The organism is Natrinema sp. DC36, assembly GCF_020405225.1.
Classification (GTDB): domain Archaea; phylum Halobacteriota; class Halobacteria; order Halobacteriales; family Natrialbaceae; genus Natrinema.
The window spans coordinates 61899-81042 of sequence record NZ_CP084473.1 but is presented as its reverse complement, the minus strand read 5'-3'; the positions used below and the strand labels follow the sequence as shown (position 1 = coordinate 81042).

Below are 19144 nucleotides of genomic sequence, written 5' to 3'. Positions count from 1 at the left end.
TTGTCAGTATTGGATAGAGAAATAATGCCGCCAACTACCGTCATCGATTGAACGTCCCATTCGGAGCGGGGGTGATCCCAGTTCGGATCTCAAGATCAACACGTCTGAGATGCTTGCAACCATCAGTGGGCTGGCGTTGTTCATAATCTGGGCAGGTACACGTCCCTGCCTCAACATCGACCGTGTAGGTGTTCCCGCTCTCGCTAATGACCTCGTAGATCGAGCCCACCCTGACGAATCGGATGTCTATCTCCTCGTTCAATGCACGCCGGGTTCGCGGATCCTCGATCGAGTAGCTACCGGCCTCGAGCGGGGTCGGTGAATCTGGTGTCTCACAGTGCTCGATGAACTCGTCACGATGATTTCGTTCTTGGCCACAGTTCCGGCAGCGCCAGTACCGCGTGCGGTACTCACAACCATCGGTGAGGTCGATCTCGTACGGTGTTGGCTCCGTGCCTGGCAGCCACTCGTCGATGGCGACGAGTTCGTGCCCGTTCAGTCGAGCACCGTCGCCGGAATAGCGTCGCTCTCGGTCACTGGTGTCGTTGCAATCATGGTGGTGATCCTGGTGTTGCTCGCGATGGATCGGTCGATCTGTACTCATGGATATTCTCGAGGCATATATCGTCGCGCCTCACCCGTCAGGAGCGAAAAAACGGCTTCGAGAGCGGGTTGTCGGTGGAGGAGAGCAGTTTCTGACTGGAACGAGCGGTCTCCCTTCCTTCAGATTCCTCCTCGACCAATCAGGTCCAGATGGTAAGTCCTTGGTCGAGGACTCGAGCGGGGGGCACCCAGACGGTATCGATGCGCTGGAAGCGGCCGGCTTCGAGTGGGGACGTATCTCATCCAGAACTGGTGGCTGTCGTTCGCCGGCTACCAGGACGATCGCTGGTGTATCGAACTCGAACTCGCAGAAGAGTAGCCACCCAATCTCAGCGGGACATGAATGGGTCAGTAGGGCGATTCCAACACACTTGGAATCAGAGCGGGGTTGATATAGGATAGGACGAACATATTCATTGTCGCGTTCCCACCGCGCGACACGATCCAATCAGCACCCAACCCACTGGACCTTGTCCCTATTCCGCCCGGCGGCCATCCCCCTGCGCCCATCCGGGCGGCCTTTTGAGGTTTCTTGAGGCGATCAAACGCCGAGCGGTAGCTATCCGATCTCGAGTGCGTCGACGCCTCGGCGGGCCCGACATCGTGATCGACGAGGCGGCTCGCTGCGAGTTGCCAGGCGTGCTCGGCGAGCTCGGGATCGGCTTGCTCGTAGTGGACTGAGAACTCGGTCAGTGCGATGGCGATCAGGAGACCCTCCTGTCGATCGGTGAGAGACATCGCCGGCGTTGGCCGCGGCTTCCATGATAAAGATCAGGACCTACTATACTGGGAAGTGCGGGATTACAACGAAGAACAGGAGTACAGCTGTGCCTGTGATCCATATCCAGCCACCGAGTTGTGAACTCATATCCATAGCTTCTGGGTGAGTACTCTTGAACGTAGCTCGACTATTGTGGATCAATAGAGAACGATGGTCTACAGTGGTCACCTTCTCGAGAAAACGCCAGCCAGAGGCCAGCGTTGAGCCCCCATCCAATATCAATGGCTATCGACTTGGGTGGGTCCGAGACCGATGTGCTTGACAATATGGCTATTGGCTTCGCGTCGGAACGTGATTCGATCTCGGAAGACGAGGGATCGTATGTCTCGGGTCGGGCGGATTCTGTCGGGCAACGACTAAATCCTTCCCCTCGTCATCATCATCTCGAGTCTGTTTTTGAATAACTCTACTGGCTGTATATGTTGGTAACAACGATGTTACCGGCAGATGAACGGAAGAGAAGACTCGTTTACTCGTCGGCCGATTCGTCGCTGTCGTCCTCGTCCAGATCCCGTTTTTCCTGGGCGATGTCGGTCGCCGGCCAGTCCTCCTGTTGATACTCTCCGGCGTGTTCGGTGTTGACGTGCTCGAGGAGTTCGGCTGTACCGCCGGCTGTGAAGTCGCAGTCGTCAGGCGATGCACACTCGTAGATCCGAACGCTGGAGTCGCCGTCTGAGTCAGTCATCTTCGAGTAGTTTGTCCTGGGCCCTCTTGACTCTCTGCTGCGGAGTTGGCCGTCGATCGAGGTTATGACCACTTTTTCGACGAGGACGTCGCGGACGCGTTCGAGCACGCGATGCAGACGATCCGAAAGGACAACCTGCGATCGCTATCGCTGCCCCATCAACGGCTATACGAGATCGTCCGCACGATCGGGCCGGTTTCCGGAACCGAGATGAAACAAGCTTACTGGAAGCACAAGGGTGCGATCTTCGAGGGGCGAGAGCATGACCCGGTCTCGTGGCGGCAGGCCTGGAACTATCTCGACAAGATGGCCGACTACGATTTGATCAGGATGCCAGGGGAACGCAAAACAGTACGAAGCGACCGACAAAGAATTAGAAGCGGCTGTCCCGTTTGATCCGCGAGAGACTACAGAACTGGATTGATCTGTTCGGTTAAATCATATTGTTTGAATCTTCCCACCTTCGGAACAACTGTACACTACAGCTACCAACTGAACGATAAAAATCCTACTAGTTTCAAATTATGGTCGTAGCATTGTACAAGATACACCATGCATATCTTCCGTAAAGAGTACCCCCTCTATAGTATTTCCCCCGGACGTAACAGGATGAAATAACCGAAACATATTAGTGAAACCCAGATATCATTTTCGTATGGACGGAGGTGGCGGGCCAGTTATTCCTCTCGACGGGTCGAGTAAGGGTTCGGATAGCCCTTGGGTAATAGTCATAATACTTCTCTTCTTTCTTGCTTTAATAGCTATGTTTTATATCATGGCATTCTGATGAAACCGATGGTTCTGAGGATTACTCATCTATACACTTTTGAACAGATAGCTCTCACCGTGCTAGACTCATTCTCTGTATGCTGCACGCAATCCTTAGCCGTTAGCATATAGATAGATAGGCCTGCTAGTAACGCTCTCTCCTGTACTGAACGGCAACTACGTGTGCGTACTGACCGTGTCGTTCAGTTAGATATTATCTGAAAGAAATATTCAAGCTCTACAAATCACATATCGAACCGTGCATTGATTAACAGGCCCCCTCATCAAACTCATCAGAATCCCATAATTCAACTTGTGGTTCCAGCGGGCCGTGGAAGTTGAACAGTGCGTGGTAGCAGTCTGCTGAATCCACTTTGCCTTCAAAATCTGCGGGAATTGAAGCACTTCCAATTGATTCGTCAGTAGCATACAGTAGGGTATACTCGGCTGGTTCCGTTGACCACGATGGGTCAATGATTTCGTATCCCTCCGCTGCTTCTACGGTCCCTTCGTAGACAATTTCGTTCGCACGTTTGAGTTGCAGTTGTACTGATTGTGATTCTTCACTTGGGTTATGTACGAAAAGGCTTCCTAACGGGATGCCTGTTTCACTGTCTGACTTGAGTGAAACAGCATCTGTACAGCCTGCAAGTAATGAAAGACCAAGTGCAGCAACCATATGTCGGCGAGATATTGGTGAATAGTTCATATAGTTGACTTCTTCTTCATGGGGAATAAACTTTGTCCCATATAGTATCTCTGTAGCCTGTACGGACTGCTGTGTGCTTCACCTGTACTGAACGATTGGTAGTGTGTAAACCATCAAAGAATAAGAATGTAAACAGAGCTAATCTACGGACTGGTGAGGATCCGTACATCGGACTGCGTGACGAGGACACGAAACTCTCCGACCGAGAAGCTAACCTCAAGATCATCGTTCGCTGAGTCCACGAGTTGATCGAGGGCTTCGACATCGATCACCCGGTAGAGTTGGTACTCGTCACGACCGAGTCCCTCTGTTTCGAGCGCGTCGACGATCTCGAAGAGGAGGTCCCGATCACTCATCTGTAATCACCTCGTCGACGACATCGATAATCTCCGCAGCGGTCGAACTGATCCGCTCGAGTCGATCGAGGATGGCCGCCGACTCTTCGCTCTCCCATGCAGCGAGGTAGAACGCCGACCCACTCGTGTCCAGCCCGAAATACCGACCGACAATGTACCCGACGGCTTCGGCCTCGAGCTCGCGTTTCGAGCGTTCGGTCTTGTCGTCGATATCACTGTGCAAGAGTGCGTGGGCGTATTCGTGGACGGTCGTTACGGCAAGGTCGGCGCTGTTCTCACGATCGCGGACCTCGATTAGTGGTCGCTCCGCAGGAGAGCGGTACTGACACACTCCTCTGGCATCTCCGTGAGGCCATTCTACTGGAGAAACAATCTCGACTTCCACTTCAAGTATTGAAGCCCCCTCGAGAAGCGCTGGCACCAGTTTGCCGGCCTCCCCGGTCGCCTCGGTCTCGAGTTCGGGCAGTGGCTCCCCTTCGGTTTGTGAAATATCGAAGACTGGCGCTGGCCGAAAGCCGACAAGTCCTTTCGACCACTCTTTTGGTGACGTCTCGTCATATTCACAGTCACTTCGATCGTGATACGACGGTGAGTTTTCACACTCGGGGCACTGCTTTGCGATGATCGGCGCCCAGATCCAGATCGCGCTCTCGCCCTCTTTCACATGCCGGTCGAATTCGTTTTGCCACGTCCGATAACCGGCGACGCGAGTCGCGTCCAGACACTGACGAGTGATTAGCAACGTATTCCGGTAGAAGTAGTCGTGGAAGTGACTCTGGACATCGAGCCACTCTTCGAACTGCTCACTCGAGACTGCTTCATCAACCTCGTCGACGAGATTGTCGACCCAGGCTTCCATTGTACTGTGCATCTCGTCACGTCTGGTGTCTGAATCATCGAAGGACACCTGTCTACAGTCGCTCGTAGTCATCGTTCTTGACGACGGACGCTCCTTTCTGGAACGCCCCTCACCACTTTAGGGGAAGGTAAATACACTCGAGGGAGCGCTCGAGCGGCTCCGTTACAGTAGATAGTTGTACAGTTTTTTTTATTCAGAAAGTCGCGCGAAAATCACGTTACGTACAGGTGAAAGCGTTACCGGAGTAGCCATTCACCTGTCTGACAATTATTAAATTTTGATAGTAATTACTTATTAGTAACTAGAAATGGATCCTCAATCAAGATATCGATTGATGAGTTGCTCCGTTTCTTGACAAAGATATTATGGTATTGACTATTCACTCATATTCAGTTCATTGGCTAGTTCGGCTCTGGTGAGTCCCATGACGGCATAGACTTCAACCCTAGAGCTTGTGAGTCTTAACTAAAGGGGAATGACTTAAGATATTGACTGATGAGTTGTTCTGTCCCCCGACGAAGATGTTCTGAGAGAAACTCTTCACTCATGTCTAATTCATTAGCTAGTTCTTGGATTGTGACTTCCTGCGAAGGGCTGTAATAGCCGTTTTCATATGCAGCCACAGTCGCTTTGAGTGCCGCTAACCGTGTCCGTGCCTCACTCGCGGTCAGTGAGCCAGTATAGATCGGCGAACCCGGTTCTATGTGACGGCCTCCCTCAGTAAGTGGACCTGTATCCACAGGAGTGAATCCAATATCTTCGATAAGACTCGAAACTACACTTTTCGCCTCATCATCATCCCCAGCGATAAATATCGCAAAACGATCATCCGGATCGGCCTCAAGCCGTTGTCCGTCTCGGAGGTTTTCCCAATAAATAGAATTGAATGCCTTGATGACTCTTGAGTCTTCGAGATGATCCGCAATGAGGTCCGTATGTGTCTTCCCTACGTCGGTTAGTCCATCACGTCCCGGATAATAATTTGAGGCACTGATAACGATCTTATCACTGAGAGTGTCCGCAGGGAGGGATTTGTATGCATTGAACGGAATCGCCTCCATGACGACTTCGCCGAAATCGGCTGCTTCAGAGACGGTCCCCGCATGAGCGTTGCTTCCCAAATCGTCAACGAGATCGATGAGTGTTTCTGGCCCTCGAGAATTGCTAATCATAACCTCGTGGCCTGCTTTAACGAAGTTCTGAGCGGCTGTACTCCCGACATTCCCTGCGCCAATCATTCCGATTTTCATCAATTGTCTCCCGTTCCAGCCTATGAGTAGGGACGTGAAAAGCTACCAAGTTAGGAGTCTGGTTGCTACTACCGAGAGTGGAAGTGAAGGGATCAACCTATCAATCCATACCCGTCTCAATTGAAACCTGAAGTACGTGGCTCGCTCCTCTTGTAGTATCCTCAACTGAGGATACTCCTCTCCGGAACATCTATTACTACGAATTTCGTAGTGGTGCTATGAGCGAGGGCAAAGGAAGTCAAGGGTCAAAACGGGGTGAAGGGGTTGATGAGAGTACGCTCTTCTCACTTCTTGGGAAGGCACATACCTTAGAAATTCTCAATGAAATTGTCACTACAGACAAGCAGTCGATCCGTTTTGGCGAACTCCAAGATTCGCTCGAACTTTCGCCGAATACACTCTCTCGACGACTCGATGAACTTGTCGAAGTTGGATTTCTTGAACGCACACAGTACGACGAAATTCCTCCACGAGTAGAATACGAAGAAACAGAAATGGTAAACGATCTCACGCCAGTTTTTCGAGGACTAGAGATATGGATGGAACGGCACGGATCAGATCAACTTGAGTGTTCCTGAGAATCAGTAGTTCATAAAGCCGTTAGCTGAAGCCTGTTCGGAACTCAATATAATAGAGTGAGATGTTATGGTCAATACAGGGGATAGAGGAATCGATAGGTATGAATATTTCATCTACCGATTCGTACAATTACAACACAGATCGACTCTGACCCCCAGGATTATACCTCCTCCGTATCGTGCGTGGCTCCACTAAATACCGTGTTCGTCAGCCACTCTTCCGCTTTGCGGAGCCGGTACCGAAGTGTCGATTTCGGAAGATCTAGTGCAGCAGCCACGTCACCCAGCGATGCTTCTCGCGGCGTTCCATAGTACCCGCACTCAACAGCTGCCTCGATGGCCTGGCGCTGGTCGTACGGGAGGTTCATCTGTGAGAGATCTGGCCTCGGCCAGGCCGACGGAGACCCGACCTGGCTCAGCGAGATATTAACGCCCTTCGGGAGCCCGTCCTGTAGCTGGTCGAAAATCTCACCGCCCTTCGTTTCACCCGGGAGTAGGACTCGCCATTCGTACACGTTCTCGCGCCGTCGTGCATCGAACAGCGCCCCGTTCCCGACGGTTTGGGTTGTGAAGAAGGGTATCGAGTGGCAGTATCTCCCGCCGGACGTATACGCGTAGATGAGCCGACTTCCATTTTCCTCTGCGACCACTTCGTACTCTCCCTCGATAGTGCAACCGGGATGCTCACCGAGGCATTCGTTGCATACCGAGTGATCCGTCATCACCCGCTCTACTTCGTTGAGCGCGTCCTCCGGCCCGACGAACCGGTCAACGCGCCAGAGTCCCGAACTCGATCCGGCAATCCGGAGCGCACGGCCGACGAGTTCTGGATACGAGATGAACACGTCCATGAGCGAATCAGCGCCTCGTTCGTATCTGGCTGTGAAAACAAATTCGCGCATATACAGTATCTGTCTCGGCTCTACAAATCTATTCGGGCCTTTGTGGAGGATTTTGCCGGATAGTTACGTATACGCAAACATAGAATTACGTGTTTCTCCGCCCGACAGCGTAGCATGAACGATCCGGCGACCCGAAACCTGGAAGTAGAACTACCCATTGACGTGGCCGAGCAATTGGAAGAAAAAGACGGGACAGTCGCGGAAACGCTCGCGGCTCTCGCTAGGGATCATGTACAGATGCAAGAATCCATCAAAGCCTATACGGACCGAAACGATGAGGGGGCAGGACCCGATTCGGACCCGCTGGAGACCAATCCACCGATCGCAGAGTTACTCGGATTTCAGTTGGAGTCGTTTGGCGACGGCGAAGCAGTCGTTACTATCGAACCTGGACCGGAACACGCCAATCCGATGGGGACGCTCCACGGTGGCGTTCTCTGTGATATCGGGGATTTAGCGATGGGTGCTGCCTATGGGAGCACTCTCGGCGACGATGAGTCGTTCACGACGCTCGAATTGGACGTCAAGTTCCGGCGGCCCGTCTGGGAGAAGCCGCTCACTGCGACGGGGCAAGTCATGGATGCAGGACGAACCGTGGGGCTGGTCACGTGTGATGTCACCGGACCGGACGGGGAACTTGTCGCCCACCTCCAGAGTGTCTGTCTGACGTTACGAGGCGAAGCCGCTGGGGGCCGATGAGCGAGGATTCAGATTCTGACCATTCGGAGGTGCAATCGAACCTCTCTGCGATGTGGACAGATCCATCCTACCGTCGGTGGTTGGGGTGGGCCGCCCTGTCTCTCGCATTTCTCTCCGTTGGGCTCCACCGTACCTCGATGGGCGTGCTCGCGGAAGTCCTCGTAAGGACGTTCGAGACGACCGGTACTGAGTTGGGGCTCCTGCACTCGTCGTTCTTCTATCTCTATGCTGCGCTCCAACTTCCCGCGGGAATCATCACTGATTACGCCGGATCACGAAAGACGGCAGTGTATGGCACACTTGTTATGAGTGTCGGGGCAATGGTGTTCGCTGTCAGTCCCACTTATACCGTTGCACTCGCTGCGAGGGCGCTCATCGGACTTGGTGCGAGCGTGCTGTATCTGGCGGTACTCCGATTCTGTGCGAACTGGTTTCGAGCGAACGAATTTGCGACGTTGTCCGGGCTGACGCTCACCGTCGGTGCTCTGGGTGGAATACTCGCAACGACTCCGTTGGCGATCGCCGTGAGTCAAATCGGATGGCGCGAATCAATATTTGGAATCGGGGTTACTGGGATTCTCACCGCGATACTTGTGTATACCGCGGTTCGTAATACCCCGATGGATGCCGGACTTTCCCAAATCGATGGCGTCCCGCCTGCCCCCACCCAGAGTATTGCCGACATCAAATCGAATCTCTTTCACGTCCTCCAGACGCCCGTGACCTGGCTCCTTGGACTGTTTCTATTCTGTGGAATCGGTGTGGATTTCACGATTTTCGGCCTCTGGGGAATCCCGTACCTCGTCCAGTCGTATGGTTTGACTGTCACCTCTGCATCATCATATGTTCTCGTTGCCGGGATCGGCTGGGTGTTCGGACCGATAGTCTTTGGAGTTGTCTCGGATCGGTTGGAAACGCGTATGCCGTTGGTTCTCGGTTCAGTCCTAGTCGTCACTCTCGTTTGGGTGACGTTTGCTGTTTTCGGGACAGTAAACCTCCTCATAGTCGGGGCGCTGTTTTTCACCGTGCGGTTTATGGGCGGTAGTGGGGCGCTTACATTCACCGTTATCAAAGAGCGGTTCGATCCGGCCGCCGCTGGGACCGCCATTGGAGCGATAAACTCGATAGGCTGGTTCGGTGCGGCAGTCTTTCCGGTACTGTTTGGGACCATGCTCGATACATTCTGGACAGGGGAAACGATCAACGGAGCGCGTGTCTACACGGAGACTGGATACAGAATCGGATTTGCACTTGCGGCTGGTGCTGCAGTTCTCATGGTGGTGTGTGCATTCTGGGCCATACGGCGACTCGATAGCTAATCGACAATCCTCACGATATCTTGACCCGAGTATCGAACAGTAGACGAGTCGGAGCGCCGCACAACAAAACGACATTGCCAACTCTACAGACGACCGCGGGATGCGGATAAACGAGGCGAAAGATTGGACCGCCGCTGAATTGGAGTGCTACTGGAACTGCGGGGCGATCTCGTCCCCGATCATCTCGTTCGTGCGACGCAGATTCTCAGTCCCGATGCCGGGATGATACGTGCGGAGAATCATGTGAATATCATCACCCAAGACGTCCTCGTACTCATCGAGTTCTTCAGCGATTTCCTCGGGGGAGCCGACCATCGTATAGTCGCGGATTTCTTGTTTCCGCTCCTCTGATAGACCATCGTCACCGAGACCGAACCACTCGTCGTACTTGCGCTGTACGTAGAATAGACTGTCCTGAATCGTTTCCCACGCCGCTTCCTCGGACTCGTCAACGTAGCAGTACCGTTGGATGTATACAGTGAAGTCGCCAGACTTCTTCTCCACCTCGCGGAGCCGCTCGATGTATCGCTTCCGTTTTGCGATATCGTCAAGCGAAGTCATTTCGGGGGCCGTCCAACCGTCGGCCATCTGCGCGGAACGGCGAACCGCATTTTTCGATAGACCTCCTATCGTGATCTCGGGGGCGATATCGGGCTTCGGTGTAATCATTGCGTCCTCGGAGACATCTGCAAACAGCGGCTGGTAGTCAAGCGGACCATCGCTCCACGCGCGGCGCGCAATCTTGATAGCTTCCTCTGTCCGGTTCGCACGTTCCCGTTTTGGGATGCCGAAGTTTTTGAACTCAACGTCCCGATAGCCGTTTGCGACACCGAGCGTGAAGCGTCCGTTAGACAGCAGGCTAAGGGTCGCTGCATTCTCTGCCAATCGGACCGGATTGTGTAGTGGGGCGAGGATCATCGACGTACCGATTTGGATATCATCAGTGGCGGTTGCGAGGCCACCAAGCGTCGTGGACACCCCTGGTAGATAGGCGTCTTCTGCGAAGTGGTGCTCAGAAGCCCAAAGACTGTCCAGGCCGACTTCCTCAGCGTGTTTACCGAGCTCAATCATCTCATCGTAGATTTCGGTCATCGAACGATCATCGTCCGGTCGTCGTTGACCGCTAAACAATCCAGTTCCAATGCGCATACTCTACCATCATCTTCGGGAGCATTGACTCTGTTGAAGCCCTATTAGTCAATACTATTGTCGTTGCAGTCATAGTGGTGGTCTTGGTGTTGCTCGCGATGGATTGGTCGATCTGTGCTCATGGGTGTTCTCGAGGCACACGTGAGCGCGCCTCACCCGTCAGGCGCGAAAAACGGCTTCGAGAGCGGGTTGTCGGTGGAGGAGAGTAGTTTCTGACTGGAACGAGCGGTCTCCGTTCCTTCAGATTCTTTCCTCGAGCGATCGGGTCCAGACGGCAAGTCCTTCGTTGGGGACTCAGGTGGGGGCTCCCAGACGGTGACAATCGACGCGCTGGAAGCGCCCGGCCTCGAATCGGGGACGTTATCTCATCCAGAACTGGCGGCTGTCGTTCGCCGGCTCCCAAGACGATTGCTGGCGTATCGAACTCGCAGAAGAGTAGCTACCCGATATCGGCGGGAGTTGAACGGGTCAGGAGGACGGTTCCAAGACACTTAGAATCGGAGCGGGGTTGATATGGAGCAGGACGAACAGATTCACTGTCGCGTTTCCCACCGCGCGACACGATCCAATCAGCACCCAACCCCACTGATCCAGTTTCCATGCCGCCAGGCGGCCATCTCCCTGTGCCTATCCGGGCGGCATTTTGAGGTTTCTTGAGGAGATTAAACGCCGAGCGATAGTCATCTGATCTTGAGTGAGGTGATTGAGACCAATCGGACGGAATCACATTTCCTGGACTTTCGTTTGAAACCTTGGTGATCTTAGGGTGTCGTAACGAGATTCCAGTATGACAGCCATCGACAGAAAGTGGATTGTACTCAGCGTAATCGCTGCAGGGACATACGTGGTAACCCTGGTATCTGCGAGCTATTACGCAACACAGGGTGCTGCGTTCACGGCACTCTGCGTTACGGTTGTCCTCGGGTCGGTGATGTGGCTTGGCGAGACACTTTCTTCGAAGATGAATTGGTCTGTTGGGAGCGCTCAGAACTCCAAAACGGAATAGATCGAATTTCCTCCAGCGGTTTCGCAGAATCAAATCGAAGCTCTACATTCTCAACCTTCGAATCAGTGCCCCCAGGATAATTGGCTTTGTTAAAAGCCACTTCTTTATATAATTAATATAGTGGAACTACTGGTCACTACAGCTGCCTATTTACCGGCTAGCTTTCTGTGATCAAAGTAAGAAAGGCACTCCCTCCCAGTGGGGGGTATCACGAACGTTGAGCGTGACGCGTTCTTGGTACTCAAAGTAGTATTTTTCTTCGAGCACATTACTGACGCCGAACTTCAGCATACTTCTGTCCTCGTCCATAGTTTCTAGACGCACCAGTTTCTTGCAGGAAGGCGGCACTCAAAGCGGTCAGTCGTCGGTGACGGTAACCGGTTCCGGCTGCGGACCACCGTGTTTGAGGTGGGCACGGATTGTCGGCGTGGCAAGGTAGCAGCCATATGCTAAGGCGAGGCCGACGACAAGGTCCGTGAGCCAGTGGATGCCGAGATATAGCGTGGAGGCGAGGATGGTACCGGTGATCGCCCAACTGAGCCGTTTGTAGCCACTAGGTGCGTAGAGGGCTGCAGTTCCGGCGAGGCCAGCGTGCAAGCTCGGGAATGCCTTTTGAAGGGTGTCGACATTCTTCATGAATGTCTGAATCGGGCCGGTGGATTCATAGAGTACTGGATCAACGCCTTGCAAGTAGTATCCGGTGACGCCGACGGGCACGAAGTAGAAGAATGGCATGGACACAATGAGGACAGTCGTGTACGTGGTGACGTAATCAAGTGCCCGGTTGCGACCGTGGTGATATTTCAAACTAATATACGTAGCGAGAAGCAGTGTGGGGTACACAAGAAGATAGACGACGACAAATACCGTGGTTAAGATAAGGTTTGGGTCGGGCTGGAGTACTGCGACGGCATTTCCCTCAAGAGTGTACATGAGGTCTGTGCGGACCGGGTACGGTGACTGTTCGGATGCCATACCGACGATACTCGAAACGACAAGGACCACCGCAATGTAACAGGCGTCACGGAGGTCAAGTGGAGGGCGCATCAATCTGGGTATTGAAAATCATTTTTTAAATACTTATTGGCTATGAAGTAGTATTATATACCATATGAATATCTCCCGTATTGTGCGGGCGCTGTCTAGTGTAGCACTACCTTGCACTGGCCACACTGATTGAACTTGGTGAACGAACCGGTGATTACCGTATCGCTGAACAGGAACTTGTTACTGATCATTTAACCAGCATTGCGTGGAGTGTTCGGTAGATACTCACCAGAACCCAGCGGTCGCACTGGCCATGATAGTCCCCAGCAGAAAGACTGCTATTAGGACTAAGACTAGTACTGATACCGATATATCAAGCCAGTCCATTTCTACATAGATTCTGGTTACTCATGCAGTTAAAGTTGACCAATGACCACTAAGTAGTTCATCTGTACTAAACGATAACTACGTATACAGACTGAACAGCAACTACAGATGGGTATCACTCTTGGTATCTCGACGAAGATACTATCTATGGCAGGGATGAATAATCGGTTGCTGATGCGCTCTAAGCTGAGGGTGGCGTGACAAAATATATTACTACCTTGAACGGCTAGCTTAACCGATATCGAAGTTCGAACCGACAGCTATGAATCAGGTTCCACTTCTGCCGGGGCCGCAGTTGCACTTGCAGCCCTCAGCGTTGGCACACTTCTCACCGTTTTCGTGTACGGGACCGTGATCGATTCCATCGATGTCAGTCATCGCCGGCGCATACACCGACTGCTTGGGGTCGCGTTCGTCGCGCTCGGGTACGTCCTGCTAGCGCACGGATTGATGGGACTGGGTATCCATATCCCACACCCGAAACTACCGTTCTACGATGGTATCGACACACAGAAAATCACAGTGACTGTCATCAGTGACTAAAGGATGTCTGATCATACTACGTCAGAAATCGGTTGCACACTCTGTGACCTCCCCATTGAAGGGAGCGAAATTATAGAGGACGGGAACCAGTTCTGCTGTACCGACTGTGTCGTCACGGATTCAACCCGGCCCCTACTGTCCGAGGACAAGAGACGGACTCGGCTTTTTCAGGTCAACTTTTGATAGTAGACTACCTACTCGCTCACGGCTTCGCCGTCTGCTTCATTGAGGGTGGGGTGTTCACGTGAACTCCCGTTTTGGCCATTCTGGTAGGCTCATACTCGCCGTTCACGGCCAATGTCTCGCGATTCAAGCGAATATCTCTGGGCGCGCTCCGTCTAACTACTTTTGCGCCATACGGAGATGCTTCAGTCTGATCTCCTTTGTTGCCAGTCAGATTACGTTTGCGACCGTGTCGTCACACACCGTGGCGTCGCCCTCGACCGGTTCGCCGATACCATTGGGACAGATGTGAAGGTGCACGGATGTCTCAAGTTCGCTCGCGTGGCCGACGTGGTCGTCCACAGAGCGCGCATCCACTCCCAGAGAAACGCTTCGAGGTCGACTATAGAGTCGTCGGCAACATTACGGGCCAGATTCCCGAGCATTCTGCCGTTCCAGCCGTGGCCATTGACGAACACGACCACCTCGACGCTCGAGTCCGACAATGAGTCGAGAACGTCGCGGACGTACTGTCAAAGCGTCTCCGCAGAGACCGATAACGTCTCTGGAAAGTGACCGTGATACGTCGCAATGTCAACCGGTAGCGTTGGCAGGACGATTGAATCGAAGTCGCTGCGCCGGTCGACTTCTGCAGCCATCGGACGGGTGATGATTGTGTCCGTACCGACGGATGCGTGTGGTTCGTGATGTTCCGTGCTCCTGACGGGGAGCAGTGCTACCGTCGGTGTCACATCTTCGACACCGGTCCAGGAACACGTCCCGAATCCGTTATCAGTAGATTCGAAAAATGGGACTTCCTCGAGAGAGATCTGTCCGCCATTATGAAATACGAAGTGGACATACATTCACACATGAATCGGGCGCGATCCGCGCCCGATTCATTAGTATTCGTTGAACGGATAGCCGGGCTGGTAGCAGTGTTCGGCACGTTCATCATGGTATCGACGGTTATTTTCACGATTACCAACTTTATGGGAACCCAGAACGTTCTTGTCGGCGCAGTGGTTGCGTTCCTTGCATCGTTGCAGGCTTATCTAGTCAGCGAACGACGGTCCCCAAGCATCATCGTCGCGGGGCTCACTACCCTACTTGGAATTTGAATCGCGGTAGCACCGCATGTCCTCGGCGTTACTCGAGAACTGGTCATCGGGATCAACGGTATTGCCGGGACCCTTATCGTGGTTCTCTCTCACTGGAGTATACGGGAGCTTTCAGACGTCGAAGGTGTCGAATTTCAGATCAACAGGCATGTAGCACCCGTGAACATCATACAGGGACGGCCATGAGACCGCTAAGCGAGCGGGACGATGATCGATATGGCGCGCACATCGCGTTCTGATCCGAGAGAACCGTACTTTCGTTGTTAGTCGTCGGTCCTGCTCGGCTTCGCTTCGTCGATGGAGATGTCAGCATCCATACCGCGATGGTTTGCGTCACCGAACCCACCGCTGAGCACGCGCGTCAGCGCGTCTTCGACGTTCTCATCAAGGTCGGTGATCTCACTGGGTTCGACTTCGACGACGTAGCCCGTCGTGATGTTCGGCGAGGTGGGCAAGAATAAGACTTCGCGGCCGTCGTCAGTCACCTTGCCGGTCTTGAAGGCCGTCATCCGTAGCCCTTCCCAGGTCTCGATCTTGACCGGCTTCTGGAGCGATTCCTGCTCGCCGAAGGCCGTCTCAGCGGCCATCTTCGAGGCGTTGTAGACGAGTCGGATTACGGGCACTTGATTCGCCAGGTTGTCGACGAGTCGTTCGACCAGCCCACCGATAGTCGTCCGCATAAGGTACCCGATCGAAAACGTCAGGATGGCAAACACAGTCAGCGCGGTGATTACGCGGAGAAATTGGGCCATTTGCTCGCGTATTTGCTCAGTCGACGCGCTTGAGCCCGAAATGAGCGGCTCGAGTGTGTCGGCGTTAAGAATTAGCCCCGGTGTCAGACCGGCGGCCAGTCCATAGAGCCAATAGATAACGTAGAGTGTGATGAGAATGGGACCGAGGACGACGATCCCGCTTGCAAAATCCCGTTTCCACGATGCCATGTCTTGAAACTCACACTACTGGCTAATGAGCCCTTCTCTTTCTCGTATTTCTGTCAATAGTGACACTCAGTGTTGCCTGACGGAAACGTTTGACGTCGTCCGGCCGGTAAGCACGAATGCTTTACTACGGAGTTGAGGACAGAAAGGCACTTCCGCTTACTGCAAGGATGCAAAGGCATTAGCGATGTGCTATCGAACTCTGTTATGGGACTATGTATGAGGTTGTTCTCTTCCCGTTTGACGGGAGCAACGGCGCGGCAGCCATCCTGTACCGCGCTACAGACATTGCTCACTAGGTCGACGCAACGATTCACGTCCTGTTCGTCGCAAATACCACGCGTGATTCAACATAATACAAGGTGGTGTCTCCGACCTCAAGGAGCGCCACACCGTCGCCAATGAAACCGTCGAATACAACTGTGACGTAATCGTGTCCGAAGACCTAACAGATACCCGCGAGCGGCTTCCACAGGCGAAGTGGCATCACGTATAGGCGTTCCGATGTCTGTTCGAGTACGTTGAGTACAAGGCCCCAGAACGTGGCGTCACCGTCGAACAGGTCGCTCCGAACCACACGTCCTAACGCTGTTCTCGGACGGACTGTAGGTTCGCGCACCGCGACAAATCCGACGGCGAAAAACATCGTGCAACGATACGCCCGGAAGCGGCGCCACAGACTCGGTTCCTCGCCCACGTCGGGGGGCGGAGGTGTCTTGGAAAACGGAATTTTCCAATGGTCAGGAAATCTCCGATTTCCTTCGACACCAGTAGACGTGCGTGTGAATGGTGGGGCGTTGAATGGCAAGAGTCACCAGCCTATCGCTGCGATTGATTTCCGGGAGTCCTTATCAAAGCTCTACCCTCAACGAGCGAAGTAGGGTAGTCTACTGAACCACCTTGTGATAATAACTGAAAACACTCGTCCTGTTTCATCAGTGATCGAGGTAAATAGCGTATCACACCTCCGTAATTGAGATACCGTGTTTAAACTGTGGGCGAGTGTTGTTACGATTCTAATAGATCGGTCGCAGTCACGACCTTGACATCCTGTCCGTCGATATATTTAAGAACACGTTCGAATGCCTGTTCGCTCATCCCATCTTCACCGCCGATGTAATCGAACTGTAACACTGCGAGTTGACCGTACTGTGCGGCATAATCGATATACGTTCTCGTCACATCCCCAGCACTGCCGGAGAAGAACCCGATATTATGTGGATCCGTAAGCGGTAACCCATTTGGACTCCCACCAAATCGAAACGCCTGTTCATGGCGCTCCTTAACGAGATCGCGAGCAGTCGGACTGAGTACGTTTTTTGGTGTGACGAAGTGTTGTGCACCGTCTTCGAAGCCACGACTTTCGAGAAATTCCTTTGTCCACTGAACCATTTCCTGTTGCTCTTTAGGAGAATACTCGTGGAGAAATTGCGCGCCAGTTCGTGGTCTAGCTGCCATATCCCAACCTGCGTCATTCATCTCCGTAAGTCGATTTATCGTAAGTCTGCCGTCTCGGCCGATGGCTTCAGGCATAACTGCCTCGACACCTGCATAGCCGTAGGACTCCATCTGCTTGAATGCGTGCGCATAGTGTTCGTCGAGGGTCCCGTTGAACAAGAGCATAACTTTTCCCGTCTTCGGACGGTCGACAGTCCGGAGGTCGTCGACTTGGCAGTCGAGCGAACCGGACGTATTACCACGGCGGCGAGCAGTCACCCGAATCTGCCGGACGTTTTCCAAGTCGGGCTGTGTTTCAATCCGATGGGTACCGAAGTCGACGCGTACCCACCGATCGGCCGGCCCGACAAGCGTCCGATGTAACACGTGTACGTTACGTGAGTTCGGTGCGAACAGTTCGATCGTGAGGCGGAGTTGCTGACGTCCGGTAAATTTCACTGCGAGAGAGAGGTTTTTCCCACTCAGATCTTTGCTATCAAATAATTTATATATAGCTGCATATTCCGTGTCCTCGCTCGCTGTGAGGTGTGCCGACTGCGAGCCGCCATACGGATCATCCGTCCCAGTCTTGAGAGTACCAGCGTCGATCATTGCGTTCCATTCGTCGAGAGTTTCAAAGTTCTCGATTGATTCCCCGGGCAGCTTCGATAGTCCGTCAGTGCCACCAGGTCCAGAAGAGTCTTCGTTCGATGGTGATTGGTTTGACGTGTTACCGTTTCCCCGCCATTGTCGTAACTGTGAGAGACAGCCAGAGAGGCTAAGTGTTCCAGCTGCTGCAACAGTCGTCACGAACGATCGTCGATTCCGATCTGTCATCAGTCGTGGTGACAAACTATTTCCCCTTCCTTATTCATCTGTTAATCAGAAACTACTGATCGAATCTCGCCGCTCAGTGTACTCCGGTGCCTGAATTATTCGACATTTAGTAATAGGCGACTCTGGTGAAACCCTATTGTCTCGACACCTTTCCCGTTGAAAAAGCTGTTAGGTAGGTGTGCTTACTTCACACCCCTCAACTGAATAGTGCCTACGGAATGAGCAGACAGTACGCGAATGGGGATGACTTTTGAGTAGAACCTGTGTTGCGGGGTTTTATTATTGTCGATCAGAAACCATGATGTATGGATACAATCAGCACCTTTCATTTGGCAGGAGTAGGATTGCTTTTGACCGGAGGCACGCTTTCATTTCTTTCAGGTGAGGCCGTTCCTGCTCTGATTGCGCTTGTCCTCGCAGTCATCGTTGGATTCTCGTTTACTAGATGTCGGGAGGACAGAGCAGAGGCCACCGTGTAATGAGGTTTGGGCAGTATAGAGCCTCCCTCATATGCCATCCAATGGAGTGAATCGATGGATAAAAATTTTATTTCTAACATTTAGAGCGTCTTGTCGATGTTGTGAGTGAGACAGCCAATAGCGAGTTCATGGAACTGCTTCCACCAGCACTGTGAGCGGACGAATTCGCCGTACTTCCGTTTGAGGCGGGAGTTTACTGTCTCGTTCTGACTGCGCTGACCGTAGAGATCAGCATCTATTCGAGCATTCCACGCCTTGTGAAGTGATGAGAACTCTTAGTGCTTGATAAGCGGACGAACACCTTCTTCACGGGCTAACACACGAACCTTCTGATCGTCATAGCCTTTGTCACCGAGAAGAATCGCTACTTCACTGGTGTTCCGCTTGATGAATGACGGCGCGATCTGCGAGTCGTGTTTTCTGGTTGTTTTCCGTACCTTGAGGCAGAGCAAGACGATGTGCTGATGGAGTGTGTACCGTCGTTTCGAGAACTTCGAGGAGTAACGAGCGACAACTCGCCGAGCCAAGTGAAATGCCTGCTCAACAAACCGGAGCAACCGCGATTTTGGGAGGCTTGCATCCGGTCAGA

The 19144-nt window shown here is 52.9% G+C and carries 21 protein-coding genes and 3 pseudogenes; 8 read left to right on the top strand and 16 right to left on the bottom strand.

What is annotated here, in order from left to right; genetic code table 11:
- Positions 1-40: 40 nt before the first annotated feature.
- From LDH74_RS21455 to LDH74_RS21445, 3 genes are all read right to left on the bottom strand, one after another.
- Positions 41-604: a hypothetical protein gene (locus LDH74_RS21455; protein WP_226042797.1), complete on the bottom strand. Its 564-nt coding sequence runs from the start codon at positions 602-604 to the stop codon at positions 41-43.
- Positions 605-951: 347 nt separating this feature from the next.
- Positions 952-1341: a hypothetical protein gene (locus tag LDH74_RS21450; RefSeq protein ID WP_226042873.1), complete on the bottom strand. Its 390-nt coding sequence runs from the start codon at positions 1339-1341 to the stop codon at positions 952-954.
- A 512-nt stretch (positions 1342-1853) separates the two neighbouring features.
- Positions 1854-2069, bottom strand: a complete 216-nt coding sequence (locus LDH74_RS21445) for a hypothetical protein (RefSeq protein WP_226042796.1) — start codon at positions 2067-2069, stop codon at positions 1854-1856.
- 45 nt (positions 2070-2114) lie between these two features.
- On the opposite strand from LDH74_RS21445, the gene LDH74_RS21440 reads away from it, so the two are divergent.
- Both LDH74_RS21440 and LDH74_RS26535 read left to right on the top strand, forming a co-directional pair.
- Entirely contained in the window at positions 2115-2465 is a 351-nt protein-coding gene (locus LDH74_RS21440) for a hypothetical protein (RefSeq protein WP_226042795.1), read from the top strand.
- Positions 2466-2724: 259 nt separating this feature from the next.
- Positions 2725-2856 carry a hypothetical protein gene (locus LDH74_RS26535; protein WP_255681012.1) on the top strand — a complete coding sequence of 44 codons (132 nt, stop codon included), beginning with the start codon at positions 2725-2727 and terminating at the stop codon, positions 2854-2856.
- 249 nt (positions 2857-3105) lie between these two features.
- Here the strand turns inward: LDH74_RS26535 and LDH74_RS21435 are convergent, their stop codons facing one another.
- From LDH74_RS21435 to LDH74_RS21420, 4 genes are all read right to left on the bottom strand, one after another.
- Positions 3106-3546 carry a hypothetical protein gene (locus tag LDH74_RS21435; RefSeq protein ID WP_226042794.1) on the bottom strand — a complete coding sequence of 147 codons (441 nt, stop codon included), beginning with the start codon at positions 3544-3546 and terminating at the stop codon, positions 3106-3108.
- 143 nt (positions 3547-3689) lie between these two features.
- Positions 3690-3902, bottom strand: coding sequence for a HalOD1 output domain-containing protein (locus LDH74_RS21430; RefSeq protein WP_226042793.1), 213 nt, complete (start codon positions 3900-3902; stop codon positions 3690-3692).
- Entirely contained in the window at positions 3895-4833 is a 939-nt protein-coding gene (locus LDH74_RS21425; RefSeq protein WP_226042792.1) for an ImmA/IrrE family metallo-endopeptidase, read from the bottom strand. Before LDH74_RS21425 ends, LDH74_RS21430 begins: the two co-directional genes overlap by 8 nt.
- Positions 4834-5222: 389 nt before the next feature.
- On the bottom strand, positions 5223-6011 hold the full coding sequence (locus LDH74_RS21420; protein ID WP_226042791.1) for an NAD(P)-binding domain-containing protein: 789 nt from the start codon (positions 6009-6011) through the stop codon (positions 5223-5225).
- Between the two features lie 218 nt (positions 6012-6229).
- On the opposite strand from LDH74_RS21420, the gene LDH74_RS21415 reads away from it, so the two are divergent.
- Positions 6230-6589 carry a helix-turn-helix domain-containing protein gene (locus LDH74_RS21415; RefSeq protein ID WP_226042790.1) on the top strand — a complete coding sequence of 120 codons (360 nt, stop codon included), beginning with the start codon at positions 6230-6232 and terminating at the stop codon, positions 6587-6589.
- Positions 6590-6750: 161 nt separating this feature from the next.
- Here LDH74_RS21415 and LDH74_RS21410 read toward each other — a convergent pair whose 3' ends face one another.
- Positions 6751-7491, bottom strand: coding sequence for a helix-turn-helix domain-containing protein (locus LDH74_RS21410; RefSeq protein ID WP_226042789.1), 741 nt, complete (start codon positions 7489-7491; stop codon positions 6751-6753).
- A gap of 237 nt (positions 7492-7728) precedes the next feature.
- On the opposite strand from LDH74_RS21410, the gene LDH74_RS21405 reads away from it, so the two are divergent.
- Positions 7729-8190 carry a PaaI family thioesterase gene (locus LDH74_RS21405; RefSeq protein WP_226042788.1) on the top strand — a complete coding sequence of 154 codons (462 nt, stop codon included), beginning with the start codon at positions 7729-7731 and terminating at the stop codon, positions 8188-8190.
- Complete coding sequence (locus LDH74_RS21400) at positions 8187-9509, top strand: MFS transporter (protein WP_226042787.1); 1323 nt, start codon at positions 8187-8189, stop codon at positions 9507-9509. The genes LDH74_RS21405 and LDH74_RS21400 overlap by 4 nt, the downstream gene beginning before the upstream one ends.
- Positions 9510-9656: 147 nt before the next feature.
- Here the strand turns inward: LDH74_RS21400 and LDH74_RS21395 are convergent, their stop codons facing one another.
- Positions 9657-10658 carry an LLM class flavin-dependent oxidoreductase gene (locus LDH74_RS21395; RefSeq protein WP_226042786.1) on the bottom strand — a complete coding sequence of 334 codons (1002 nt, stop codon included), beginning with the start codon at positions 10656-10658 and terminating at the stop codon, positions 9657-9659.
- 787 nt (positions 10659-11445) lie between these two features.
- Here LDH74_RS21395 and LDH74_RS21390 point away from each other — a divergent pair.
- Complete coding sequence (locus LDH74_RS21390; protein ID WP_226042785.1) at positions 11446-11664, top strand: hypothetical protein; 219 nt, start codon at positions 11446-11448, stop codon at positions 11662-11664.
- A 171-nt stretch (positions 11665-11835) separates the two neighbouring features.
- Here the strand turns inward: LDH74_RS21390 and LDH74_RS21385 are convergent, their stop codons facing one another.
- The gene (locus LDH74_RS21385) at positions 11836-11973 is read right to left on the bottom strand and encodes a hypothetical protein (RefSeq protein WP_226042784.1); all 138 of its coding nucleotides are present in this window, start codon (positions 11971-11973) and stop codon (positions 11836-11838) included.
- 48 nt (positions 11974-12021) lie between these two features.
- Positions 12022-12639, bottom strand: coding sequence for a phosphatase PAP2 family protein (locus LDH74_RS21380; RefSeq protein WP_226042783.1), 618 nt, complete (start codon positions 12637-12639; stop codon positions 12022-12024).
- Positions 12640-13296: 657 nt separating this feature from the next.
- Here LDH74_RS21380 and LDH74_RS21375 point away from each other — a divergent pair.
- A pseudogene (locus tag LDH74_RS21375) lies at positions 13297-13581 on the top strand (sulfite exporter TauE/SafE family protein); the annotation flags it as partial.
- A gap of 393 nt (positions 13582-13974) precedes the next feature.
- Here the strand turns inward: LDH74_RS21375 and LDH74_RS26530 are convergent.
- The 3 genes from LDH74_RS26530 to LDH74_RS21365 form a co-directional block, all read right to left on the bottom strand.
- Positions 13975-14106 carry a hypothetical protein gene (locus LDH74_RS26530; protein ID WP_255681011.1) on the bottom strand — a complete coding sequence of 44 codons (132 nt, stop codon included), beginning with the start codon at positions 14104-14106 and terminating at the stop codon, positions 13975-13977.
- A 170-nt stretch (positions 14107-14276) separates the two neighbouring features.
- The gene (locus tag LDH74_RS21370) at positions 14277-14609 is read right to left on the bottom strand and encodes a creatininase family protein (RefSeq protein WP_226042782.1); all 333 of its coding nucleotides are present in this window, start codon (positions 14607-14609) and stop codon (positions 14277-14279) included.
- A 518-nt stretch (positions 14610-15127) separates the two neighbouring features.
- Positions 15128-15805, bottom strand: a complete 678-nt coding sequence (locus LDH74_RS21365; RefSeq protein ID WP_226042781.1) for a DUF502 domain-containing protein — start codon at positions 15803-15805, stop codon at positions 15128-15130.
- Positions 15806-16097: 292 nt separating this feature from the next.
- On the opposite strand from LDH74_RS21365, the pseudogene LDH74_RS21360 reads away from it, so the two are divergent.
- A pseudogene (locus LDH74_RS21360) lies at positions 16098-16683 on the top strand (zinc ribbon domain-containing protein); the annotation flags it as partial.
- 127 nt (positions 16684-16810) lie between these two features.
- Here LDH74_RS21360 and LDH74_RS21355 read toward each other — a convergent pair.
- Entirely contained in the window at positions 16811-18076 is a 1266-nt protein-coding gene (locus LDH74_RS21355) for a hypothetical protein (RefSeq protein ID WP_226042780.1), read from the bottom strand.
- Between the two features lie 559 nt (positions 18077-18635).
- Positions 18636-19112, bottom strand: a pseudogene (locus LDH74_RS21350) (transposase).
- Between the last annotated feature and the right edge of the window lie 32 nt (positions 19113-19144).